12 protein-coding genes are annotated in these 11093 nt (G+C 66.2%); 5 read left to right on the top strand and 7 right to left on the bottom strand.

Annotated features, from left to right (window positions below):
- Window positions 1-157: 157 nt before the first annotated feature.
- A complete protein-coding gene (locus QH470_RS30540; RefSeq protein WP_280275835.1) occupies window positions 158-478 on the bottom strand; it encodes a hypothetical protein in 321 nt (106 codons plus the stop codon).
- The gene (locus QH470_RS30545) at window positions 478-1680 is read right to left on the bottom strand and encodes a 3-ketosteroid-9-alpha-monooxygenase, oxygenase component (protein WP_280275836.1); all 1203 of its coding nucleotides are present in this window, start codon (window positions 1678-1680) and stop codon (window positions 478-480) included. Before QH470_RS30545 ends, QH470_RS30540 begins: the two co-directional genes overlap by 1 nt.
- Window positions 1681-1904: 224 nt before the next feature.
- Between QH470_RS30545 and hsaA the strand changes: the two genes are divergently transcribed.
- Genes hsaA through hsaB form a run of 4 tightly spaced genes read left to right on the top strand, consistent with a single transcriptional unit; the run spans window position 1905 to window position 5450 of the window.
- On the top strand, window positions 1905-3068 hold the full coding sequence (hsaA, locus tag QH470_RS30550; protein ID WP_280275837.1) for a 3-hydroxy-9,10-secoandrosta-1,3,5(10)-triene-9,17-dione monooxygenase oxygenase subunit: 1164 nt from the start codon (window positions 1905-1907) through the stop codon (window positions 3066-3068).
- A complete protein-coding gene (gene hsaD / locus QH470_RS30555; RefSeq protein ID WP_280275838.1) occupies window positions 3069-3944 on the top strand; it encodes a 4,5:9,10-diseco-3-hydroxy-5,9,17-trioxoandrosta-1(10),2-diene-4-oate hydrolase in 876 nt (291 codons plus the stop codon).
- 2 nt (window positions 3945-3946) lie between these two features.
- A complete protein-coding gene (gene hsaC / locus QH470_RS30560) occupies window positions 3947-4846 on the top strand; it encodes an iron-dependent extradiol dioxygenase HsaC (protein WP_280275839.1) in 900 nt (299 codons plus the stop codon).
- 19 nt (window positions 4847-4865) lie between these two features.
- Window positions 4866-5450, top strand: coding sequence for a 3-hydroxy-9,10-secoandrosta-1,3,5(10)-triene-9,17-dione monooxygenase reductase subunit (gene hsaB, locus QH470_RS30565; RefSeq protein ID WP_280275840.1), 585 nt, complete (start codon window positions 4866-4868; stop codon window positions 5448-5450).
- Window positions 5451-5574: 124 nt separating this feature from the next.
- On the opposite strand, the gene QH470_RS30570 is transcribed toward hsaB, so the two are convergent.
- From QH470_RS30570 to QH470_RS30590, 5 genes are all read right to left on the bottom strand, one after another.
- Complete coding sequence (locus QH470_RS30570) at window positions 5575-5988, bottom strand: PIN domain nuclease (RefSeq protein WP_280275841.1); 414 nt, start codon at window positions 5986-5988, stop codon at window positions 5575-5577.
- On the bottom strand, window positions 5985-6200 hold the full coding sequence (locus tag QH470_RS30575; RefSeq protein ID WP_280275842.1) for a type II toxin-antitoxin system VapB family antitoxin: 216 nt from the start codon (window positions 6198-6200) through the stop codon (window positions 5985-5987). The genes QH470_RS30570 and QH470_RS30575 overlap by 4 nt, the downstream gene beginning before the upstream one ends.
- A 132-nt stretch (window positions 6201-6332) precedes the next feature.
- Complete coding sequence (gene dmpG, locus QH470_RS30580; RefSeq protein ID WP_280275843.1) at window positions 6333-7385, bottom strand: 4-hydroxy-2-oxovalerate aldolase; 1053 nt, start codon at window positions 7383-7385, stop codon at window positions 6333-6335.
- A 14-nt stretch (window positions 7386-7399) separates the two neighbouring features.
- Entirely contained in the window at window positions 7400-8311 is a 912-nt protein-coding gene (locus tag QH470_RS30585) for an acetaldehyde dehydrogenase (acetylating) (RefSeq protein WP_280275844.1), read from the bottom strand.
- Window positions 8312-8320: 9 nt separating this feature from the next.
- A complete protein-coding gene (locus QH470_RS30590; RefSeq protein ID WP_280275845.1) occupies window positions 8321-9106 on the bottom strand; it encodes a 2-keto-4-pentenoate hydratase in 786 nt (261 codons plus the stop codon).
- Between the two features lie 131 nt (window positions 9107-9237).
- On the opposite strand from QH470_RS30590, the gene kstD reads away from it, so the two are divergent.
- Window positions 9238-10950, top strand: a complete 1713-nt coding sequence (kstD, locus tag QH470_RS30595) for a 3-oxosteroid 1-dehydrogenase (RefSeq protein WP_425302814.1) — start codon at window positions 9238-9240, stop codon at window positions 10948-10950.
- Window positions 10951-11093: the final 143 nt, after the last annotated feature.

Below are 11093 nucleotides of genomic sequence, written 5' to 3' on the forward strand. Positions count from 1 at the left end.
CTCATCGATGCCGGACGCCGGGCGGTGACCAGTCGACGGAGTACAAGCGCTCCTGGCTCCAGCGGCGGAACGAGTGCCGCACCACCGCGACCCGGCTATTCGTCGACATCCGAAAACTCCCGGGCCGGAGCAGCGCGAAGGCCAAAAACACAGCCAATCACTCCTCCACGCGCAAAACACCCTCCTCAACCGCCTCATCGATCGCCTGCTCCAAACTAGGACAGGAATCGGGCCGCCCCGGCCCCCCCACCAGCGCCTTGAAAACCGGGCAGTGGTCGGCCGGATTCACCGTCCACTGCACCGACTTCTGATGCGAACTGGCCTTACGCACCAGCACCTCGGTGCCGCAACTGCGGCACGCGACCGGGGTCAGCCCGTCCTCCAGATAGCGCTGCTTGTCGACGACCGTCTGGGCGCGCACCTGTTCCCGCCGTTCGGGACGGTCCGCGAAATCGGGTGCCTTCGCCCAGGTGGCCATCAGGCTGTCGCTTCCTGCTTGTCGGCCGACTCTTCCTCCCGCTTGCGCCGCAGGTTCTCGGCGACCTCGGCCTCCCAGACCTCGTTGGCCTTGGTGGTGTCGACCTCGAATTCGAAGCGCTGCACCATCTTCGGGTCGATATCGGCGACGTCGACGTAGAACTGCTCGTACCAGCGGCGCAGCTGGTAGACCGGACCGTCCTCCTCGCACAGCAGCGGGTTGTCGATCTTGGACTTGTGCTTCCAGATCTCCACGTCCTGCAGGAAGCCGACGCTGATACCCTCGGTCATCTTCTTGGCCAGCTTGTCCGCCATCTCCCCCTCGACGCCCTTCGGCTTCTCCAGGGTGATGCCCCACTGCAGCACGAACGAGTCCTGCGACACCGGGTAGTGGCAGTTGATCAGCACGCTGTTGACCTCGAACCCGCTGTAGATGTTGGTCAGCGGGTTGATCATGTACGACGGGCCGAAATAGGAGGCCTCCGACTTCAGCAGCGTGTCGCCGCCGTACTTGGAGGCCATGCCGATATCCGGGCGCCCCTTCGTCTCCAGATACTGCGTCGCGATGTGACCTTCGAAGACGTTCTTGAAGAAGGTCGGGAACGCGTAGTGGATGTAGAAGAAGTGCGCCATGTCGACGACGTTGTCGATGATCTCGCGGCAGTTGGCGCCCTCGATCAGCATCGACTCCCAGGTCCACTCCGTCCAGCCGCTGTCGAGCTGGTCGGTGAAGTTGCCCTCGGCGTCGCTGTAGGGCCCCTTGATGAAGGGGATGTCGACTTCCGGCGGCGGCGGGTTGCCCTCGTGGTCGTGCCAGACGAACAGCTGACCGTTGCGTTCCATGGTCGTCCACGACCGGGTACGAGCCAGTGGCGGCACCCGGCGCGCGTATGGAATCGAGGTGCAGCGGCCGTTGCCGCCCCAGCGCCAGTCGTGGAACGGACAGGCGATGGAGTCGCCCTTGATCTCGCCCATGCTCAGGTCGCCGCCCAGGTGCCGGCAATAGGAGTCCAGCACCTTGATCTCGCCGTTGCTGTCGGCCCACACGACGAGCTTGGTGCCGAACGCCTGCACAGCGTGCGGCTTGCCGTCGCGGAACGGTGCGGCCAGACCCAGGCAATGCCAGCCCCGCGCATAACGGGTGGGGGCGGCCCCGACGTCGATCTCACGGACCTTCCCGCCCCGTGGTGGGGTTCCTGCCATCGTGATCCCTCCTCTGAAGTACTAGAACACGTTACAGAATCGTCCGCATGGACGCCAGCTATTCCCTTGACGACCAGGCAAAGGGCATCCTTAGCAATGGACGGACACCCGTTCTCGACAGGAATAAGAACGTGTTCTAGTCTCAAGACTAGTATCGGTCTCACCACAGCAGGTCGACGGCCGATGAATTCGTTCCGATCGACCAGGCAGGAGCAGCCCCCGAGATGACGCAAGAAGTAACAGAGCGGGTCGAAGCGCTGTTGCCGACGCTGCGCGAACGTGCGCAGGAGGCAGAGGATCTACGCCGCATCCCCGACGAGACCATGAAGGCGCTACAGGCCACCGGCTTCTTCCGTTTGGTGCAGCCGAAGCAGTGGGGTGGCTACGCCGCCGATCCGGTGATCTTCTACGACACCGTGCGCAAGATCGCCGGCGCGTGCGGCTCCACCGGCTGGGTGGCGGGCATCATCGGCATCCACAACTGGCATCTGGCGCTGTTCGACCAGCAGGCGCAGGAGGATGTCTGGGGTGAGGACACCGAGGTGCGTATCTCGTCGTCCTACGCCCCGATGGGCGCGGGCACCGTCACCGACGGCGGTTACACCGTCAACGGTTCGTGGGCCTGGTCGTCGGGCTGTGAGCACGCCGACTGGGTATTCGTCGGCGGCCCGGTGATCAAGGACGGGAAGCCGGTCGACTTCGGCAGCTTCCTGATCCCGCGCAGCGACTACCGCATCGACGACGTGTGGAATGTGGTGGGACTCAAGGGCACCGGCTCCAACACGGTGGTGGTGGACAACGTGTTCGTGCCGCGCCACCGCTTCCTGTCGTTCCGCGCCATGAGCGAACTGACCGCGCCCGGCCTCGCGCAGAACACCGACCCGGTGTACAAGATGCCTTGGGGCACAATCCATCCCACCACCATCGCGGCGCCGATCGTGGGCATGGCCTACGGCGCGCTGGAGGCGCACGTCGAGCACCAGGGCAAGCGCATCCGCGCCGCGTACGCCGGCGAGAAGGCCAAGGAGGACCCGTTCGCCAAGGTCCGCATCGCCGAGGCGGCCAGCGACATCGACGCCGCCTGGCGGCAGCTGTCGGGCAATGTCGCCGACGAGTACGCGCTGCTGGTGGCGGGCGAGGACATCCCGTTCGACATCCGGGCGCGGGCCCGCCGCGACCAAGTGCGCGCGACCGGCCGGGCGATCACCTCGATCGACAAGCTGTTCGAAAGCTCGGGCGCCACCGCGCTGGCCAACGGCACTCCGCTGCAACGGTTCTGGCGCGACGCGCACGCCGGGCGGGTGCACGCGGCCAACGATCCCGAGCGGGCCTATGTCATGTACGGCACGCACGCCTTCGGGCTGCCGGTCACGGACGGGATGGTGTAGATGACCGCGGTTTCGGAGCTGACGTTCGAGTCGACCTCCCGCTACGCGCAGGTCCGCCCGGACCTGAAGCTGCACTACCACGAGGCGGGTGTGGGCAACGGACCGACGATCGTGCTGCTGCACGGCGGCGGGCCGGGCGCCTCGTCCTGGTCGAACTTCGCCCGCAATATCGACGTGCTGGCGCGGAACTTTCACGTGCTGGCCGTGGATCAGCCCGGATTCGGGTTGTCGGACAAGCCGACCGAGCATCCGCAGTACTTCGTGCACAGCTCGTCGGCGCTGAAGGATCTGCTCGACACCCTCGAAATCACCGATCGTGTGCACCTGCTGGGCAATTCGCTCGGCGGCGGCACGGCGGTGCGGTTCGCGCTCGACTACCCGGACCGCGCGGGCAAGCTCGTGCTGATGGGGCCGGGCGGATTGAGCACCAACCTGTTCGCGCCCGATCCGACCGAGGGCGTGAAGGCGCTGGGCAAGTTCAACGTCGAGCCGACTCGGGAGAATCTCAAGACGTTCCTGCGGATCATGGTCTTCGACCAGAAGCTGATCACGCCGGAGTTGATCGAGGAGCGGTTCGCCTCGGCGTCCCAGCCGGAATCGCTGGCGGCCACGCGCGCGATGGGTAAGTCGTTCGCCTCGGCCGACTTCGAGAAGGGCATGCTCTGGCGCGACGCCTACAAGCTGCGCCAGCCGGTGCTGCTGATCTGGGGTCGCGAGGACCGGGTGAACCCGATCGACGGCGCGCTGGTGGCGTTGAAGACGATTCCGCGCGCGCAACTGCACGTGTTCGGGCAGTGTGGGCACTGGGCGCAGCGCGAACGTTTCGACGAGTTCAACCGGCTCACAGTGGATTTCCTCACTCCGAAGGAGAAGTGACCATGGGTATTCGAGCGCTGGGATACATGCGCATCGAAGCCACCGACATGGCGGCCTGGCGGGAGTACGGGCTCAAGGTGCTCGGCATGATGGAGGGCGACGGACCCGACTCCGACGCGCTCTACCTGCGCATGGACGAGTTCGCGGCGCGGCTGGTGATCGTGCCGGGCGAGCACGACCGGCTGTTGGTGTCGGGCTGGGAGGTCGCCAATGCGGCCGAGCTGCAAGAACTTCGGGAGCGGCTGTCGGCCTCCGGAGTGGCCTTCAAGGAAGCCACGAAGGAGGAACTCACCGACCGCCGCGTCGAGGGCATGATCCGGTTCGAGGACCCGTCCGGCAATACCCTGGAGGCGTTCTACGGAATGCAGTACCTCGCACGGCGTTTCGTGAGCCCCTACGGCCACAGGTTCGTCACCGCCGAGCAGGGCCTGGGTCACGTGGTGCTGACCTGCACCGACGACGCGGCGGCGCAGGAGTTCTACCAGGGCGTGCTGGGCTTCCGGCTGCGTGACTCGATGCGGCTGCCACCGCAGATGGTCGGCCGCGATGCCGACGGCGAGCCCGCCTGGCTGCGGTTCTACGGCTGTAATCCGCGCCACCACGCGCTGGCGTTCCTGCCGCTGCCCAACCCCACCGGTATCGTGCACCTCATGGTCGAGGTGGAGAACTCCGACGATGTCGGGCTCTGCCTGGATCGCGCGCTGCGGCGCAAGGTGAAGATGTCGGCCACCCTCGGCCGGCACATCAACGACAAGATGCTGTCGTTCTATATGAAGACCCCCGGTGGCTTCGACATCGAATTCGGTTGCGAGGGACTGGAAGTCGAGGACGAGAACTGGATCGCCCGGGAGTCGACCGCGGTCAGCCTGTGGGGCCACGACTTCAGCATCGGATTCAAGTAGCGAGTCAGGAGTACAGGACATGACGGCGGACGGCGTGGCCGAATTTCCGGAGATCGACGCACGACAGTTCCGGAATGTGCTGGGGCAGTTCTGCACCGGCATCACGGTGATCACGACCTTCGGCGACGACGGTGCGCCGGTCGGATTCGCCTGCCAGTCCTTCGCCGCCCTGTCCCTGGAGCCGCCCCTGGTGCTGTTCTGCCCTACCAAGGGCTCGCGCACCTGGGCGGCCATCGAGCGGGCCGGCCGCTTCTGCGTGAACGTGCTCGCCGAGGAACAGCAGCAGGTATGCGCCCGCTTCGGTTCCCGCGAACCCGACAAGTTCGCCGGAATCGGCTGGCGCGCAACGGAGCTGGAGCTGCCGCTCCTGGACGACGCCCTCGCCACGATCCAGTGCACAGTGTCGAGCGTCGTCGACGGCGGCGATCACCACATCGTGATCGGCCGAGTCCTGGCCCTGTCGGAGTCCACCGACTCCGGCAGGCCGCTGTTGTTCTACCGAGGCCAATACACCGCCATCGAGCCGGAGAAGACCGTCCCCGCTCCCTGGCGAGCCGACCTCGAACACTTCCTCACCACCACCACCCTCGACACCTGGCTGTGAAGCACGGCAAGCCGAGACTGACGGCAACCCAGCTGACCGAGCGTCACCGAGAACTACCGCGCGTAGACGGCATGGCAATGAGGGCGGAAGCCGACGAGTTCTTCGGCGACGAGGACCGTGTCGACTACGACGACCCGAACCATTGATGTGGTTGTCCGGTTATCGTCGCAATGCAATCGAAGTCGTGATCACGATGTAGAAGCGTGAGCCCTCGAAGTTCAGCGGTGGCGGCGACGACAAGGTCAACCGGCCCGGCGCTTCGATGCTGCCCTCGTTTGGTCATTTCTCCCTGCACGTCCCAGGCACGGGAGTACGCACGATCGTCGACGGGCTCCCAACCGAAGAGTTCCCGCATGTCACTGATCGCCCGCTCACGATCAGCCTGCGAGCGAGCAGTGTAGAAGAACTCGAGTTCGATGATCGGACAAACAGCAATGAGTCCAGCGGCCGCAGCTCCATGCCACGCAGCTGCACCGGCGTCTCGTCTCATGAGGGGAACCAGTGCACTCGTGTCGATCAGAAACTCGGCGGCGCTCACCGGCGGTACTTCTCCTTGTCGCCGAGAAGATCCAAATCGAATGCGCCGGCCTCGACAGCATCCTGCAGCCGAGTCAGAGCCAGTGCGCGTCGACGGGTCTCCAGGACCTCGCGCAGCGCCGCGTTGACAGTCTCCTTCTTGGTACCTGTGCCGAGAGCCTTGGATACATCGGCTACCAGTTGATCATCAAGATCAATCACCGTACGCGCCATCTTCAGACCTCCTGATATCTCGCATCGCATCAAGGATATCACTGAAGATATAACGCTGTGGTGCTGTCGTTGTGCTGCCGCCAGTCGCGAGGGCTGCATCGAGATGGCTCGACGCAGCTCTCGTGCGTTGGGTCAGGCGGTGACTGCCTGCTGTTCGCGCTGGAGCTCCAGGGCTATGTCGATGAGTTGGTCTTCCTGGCCGCCTACCAGGTTGCGTTGGCCGGCTCGGACGAGCATTTCGGCGGCGGAGACGCCGTAGCGTTCGGCTTGGCGTTCGGCGTGCTTGAGGAAGCTGGAGTAGACGCCCGCGTAGCCCATCATGAGGGCCTGGCGGTCCAGGAGGCATTCCTGGGGCATGGCGGGGCGGACGACGTCCTCGGCGGCGTCGGCGATGGCGAAGAAGTCGATGCCGGTCTTGATGCCGAGCTTGTCGCAGACCCCGACGAAGGCCTCGACGGGGGTGTTACCCGCGCCCGCGCCGAAACGCCGTGCGCTGCCGTCGATCTGCTTGGCGCCCGCGCGGACGGCGTAGATGGAGTTCGCCACGGCGAGGTCGAGATTCTCGTGGCCGTGGAAGCCGACCTGGGCGTCGTCGCCGAGTTCGGCGACCACCGCGCCGATGCGGTCGGAGACCTGCTCGAGCACCAGCGCGCCCGCGGAGTCCACCACGTACACGCACTGGCAGCCCGCGTCGGCCATGATGCGAGCCTGCTTGGCCAGCACCTCCGGCGGCTGGGTGTGCGACATCATCAGGAAGCCCACGGTTTCCAGCCCGAGTTCGCGAGCCAGGCCGAAGTGCTGGATGGAGACGTCGGCCTCGGTGCAGTGCGTGGCGATGCGGACGATCGAGGCGCCGTTGTCCTGGGAGACCTTGATATCCTCCTTGACGCCGACGCCCGGCAGCATCAGCACCGCGATCTTGGCCTGCTTCGCGGTCTGCGCCGCGATCGTCACCAGTTCCTGCTCAGGGGTTTTCGAGAAGCCGTAGTTGAACGAGGAGCCGCCCAGGCCGTCGCCGTGGGTCACCTCGATCACCGGCACACCCGAAGCGTCCAGGGCGGCAACGATATCGCGCACCTCGGTCGCGGTGAACTGGTGCCGCTTGTGGTGCGAGCCGTCCCGCAAGGACGTGTCGGTGACGCGGATGTCGAGTTGATTGCTGTAGGGCTGTGCGTTGAAAGTCATTGTCCTGGTACTCCTTACACGCGTGCCGAGAGGATCTGGTCGGCGACGACCTCGCCGACGCGGGTGGCCGCGGCCGTCATGATGTCCAGGTTGCCCGCGTAGGGCGGCAGGAAGTCGCCCGCGCCCTCCACCTCCACGAACACCGAAACCTTCGCCATACCACCGGAAACCACCGACGGCTCGTCGAACTGCGGCTCGTTGAGCAACCGGTACCCGGGCACGTACTGCTGAATGTCGGCGACCATGCGATGGATCGAATCGGCGATGGCGGCGGTGTCGGCATCGTCCGGAATGGCGCAGAAGATGGTGTCGCGCATGATCATCGGCGGCTCGGCCGGGTTCAGGATGATGATCGCCTTGCCGCGCCGGGCGCCACCGATCGTCTCCACGCCCCGGCTGGTGGTCTTGGTGAACTCGTCGATATTGGCGCGGGTGCCGGGTCCGGCCGACACCGACGACACCGAGGCCACGATCTCCGCGTAGGGCACCTCGACCACCCGCGAGACGGCCGCGACGATCGGAATCGTCGCCTGCCCGCCACAGGTGATCATGTTCACGTTCGGGGTGTCGAGGTTGTCGCCCAGGTTCACCGGCGGCACCACCGCGGGACCCACGGCCGCGGGTGTCAGGTCGACGGCGCGGATGCCCGCCGCCTCGTACTTCGGCGCGTACTCCCGGTGCACATAGGCGGAGGTGGCCTCGAACAACAGCTCCGGCTTCTCCGGCAGCGCCAGCAGCCAGTCCGCGCCCTCGTGCGAGGTCTCCAGTCCGAGACCGGCGGCCCGCTTCAGACCCTCGCTGTCCGGGTCGATGCCGATCATCCAGCGCGGCTCGATCTTCTCCGAGCGCAGCAACTTGTAGAGCAGATCGGTGCTGATGTTGCCGGAGCCGACGATGGCGGCGCTGACCTTTCCATTCGCGGTCATGAACTCTCCCTAGCTGAAATTCAGTCGGACGGAACCGAGTCCGGCGAACTCGGCGTGGAAGGCGTCGCCCGGACGGGCGTCGATGGCACGGGTGCACGAGCCGGGCAGCACGATGTCCCCGGCTTTCAGCCGCACCCCGAAGGAGGCGACCTTGCGGGCCAGCCACGCCACCGCGATGGTCGGATCGCCGAGCACCGCGTCGCTGCGACCCTCCGCCACGACCGCACCGTTGCGGGTGAGCGTGGCGTCGATCTTCTGGATGTCCAGCAGCTTCGGATCCACCCGTTCCGGACCGAGCACCCAGCCCGCCGACGACGCGTTGTCGGCGATGGTGTCGCACAGCGCGATCTTCCATTCCTTGATGCGGGTGTCGATGAGTTCGATGGCCGGTGCGTAGGCGACGGTCGCGTCAAGCACGTCGGCCTCGGTGCACGCCGCGCCCGGCAGATCCTTGCCGAGCACGAAACCGACCTCGACCTCCACCCGCGGATACAGGTACTGCGAGGTGTCCACCGAAACGTCCTCGAACACCTGCATCTCCCCCAGCAGGTGGCCGTAGTCGGGCTCGTCCACGCCCATCATCTGCTGCATCGCCTTCGACGACAGCCCGACCTTGTGCCCGACGACCCGCGCGCCGCCGGCCAGCCGCTGCCGGATATTGATGAGCTGGATCTCGTAGGCATCGACCACGTCGATGTCGGCATGCCGGGCGACCAGCGGGTCGATCGGCACCCGGTCACGTTCGGCGACCGCGAGCTCCGCGGCCAGTTCGCTCCGTACCGCGTCGGACAGCACGCTTGTTTCCTTCCACTGAGGGCCCGGTCGGTGAACGCGACGGAAACTGAAACGAGTTTTCCTGCGAAAACCGCCGTCAGCAACACCGTCTGCCAGATCAATATAGACCGAACCAGGACCGATTCTATAACGTGTTCTACATGACTGATCGGGAATACGACGTGGTGGTGGTCGGCAGCGGTGCCGCCGGGATGACCGCCGCGCTCACCGCCGCTCACCACGGGCTGCGCGCGGTGATCATCGAAAAGGCCGCTCACTACGGCGGATCCACCGCACGCTCCGGCGGCGGCGTGTGGATTCCCGGGAACAAGGCGCTCCAGGCGTCCGGGCGGCCCGACGACCGCGAGGAGGCCCGCCGCTACCTGCACAACATCATCGGCGACGTGGTGCCCAAGGAGCGGATCGACACCTACATCGACCGCGGCGCGGAGGCCCTGGACTTCATTCTCGATCACACCCCCCTGAAGCTGAAGTGGGTGCCGGGCTACTCCGACTACTACCCCGAGGCCGGCGGCGGCCTGGGCGAGGGACGCTCCTGCGAGCCCAAGCCGTTCAACGCCAAGGTCCTCGGCGAGGAACGCTTCAAACTGGAGCCGCCGTACGCCAAGGCCCCGCTGAACGTGGTGGTCATGCAGGCCGACTTCGTGCGGCTGAACCTGATCCGCCGCCACCCGAAGGGCATGATGCGGGCCATGCGCGTCGGCGCGCGCACCTACTGGGCGAAGTTCACCGGCAAGCACATCCTGGGCATGGGCCAGGCCATCATCGCCGCCATGCGCAAGGGGTTGATGGACGCGAATGTGCCGCTGCTGCTGAACACCCCGATGACCAAGCTGATCGTGGAGAACGGCGTGGTCACCGGCGTCGAGGCGCTGGAGAACGGCAAGCCCGTCACCTTCACCGCGCGGCACGGCGTGGTGCTGGGCGCGGGCGGTTTCGAGCACAACGCCGAGATGCGCACCAAGTACCAGCGCCAGCCCATCACCACCGAGTGGACCACCGGCGCGGCGGCCAACACCGGCGACGGCATCGTCGCGGGCATGGAGGCCGGCGGCGCGGTCGGGTTCATGGAGGACTCCTGGTGGGGGCCGACCATCTTCAAGAACGGCAAGCCGTGGTTCGCGCTGGCCGAGCGCAACCTGCCCGGCGCCATCATGGTCAACACCGAGGGCAAGCGATTCGGGAACGAGTCCGCTCCTTACGTGGAGGCCGTGCACACCATGTACGGCGGCGAGTACGGGCAGGGCGAGGGGCCCGGCGAGAACATCCCCACCTGGCTGGTATTCGACCAGCGCTACCGCAACCGCTACATCTACGCCTCGCTGCAGCCCGGGCAGCGCATCCCGTCCCGCTGGATGGAGAACGACAACATCGTCAAGGCCGACACTATCGAGGAACTGGCCGGCAAGATCGGTGTTCCCGCGGAAAATCTTGCCGCCACCATCGCCCGGTTCAACGGCTTCGCCGAGAAGGGCGTGGACGAGGACTTCGGGCGCGGCAACAGCCACTACGACCGCTACTACGGCGACCCGACGGTGAAGCCGAACCCGTGTCTGGCCGCGCTGGTGCAGGGCCCGTTCTACGCGGCCAAGATGGTCCCCGGCGACCTCGGCACCAAGGGCGGCCTGGTGGCCGACACCGCGGGGCGCGTGCTGCGCGAGGACGGCTCGGTGATCGATGGCCTGTACGCCTCGGGCAACTGCTCGACCCCGGTCATGGGCCACACCTACGCCGGTCCGGGCGCGACCATCGGTCCGGCGATCACCTTCGGATATCTGTCCGTGCTGGATATCGCCGACCGCGCAAAGCGGCAATCGGCGACCAGCGGCGCCGCGGGCGAGTAGGGATGGGAGACAGCGCCGCCACCACGGCGGCGCGGGGGGGCCTCGAGGAGAACAAAGCCGATTGATCCGAAAGTCGCACAGGGCGCGGCACATACGACGCAGGAGTTCGCGTGGGCGCCGTCGGACGTGCAGCTCTACCACCA

It is taken from the genome of Nocardia wallacei (genome assembly GCF_029868745.1).
Taxonomy (GTDB): domain Bacteria; phylum Actinomycetota; class Actinomycetes; order Mycobacteriales; family Mycobacteriaceae; genus Nocardia; species Nocardia wallacei_B.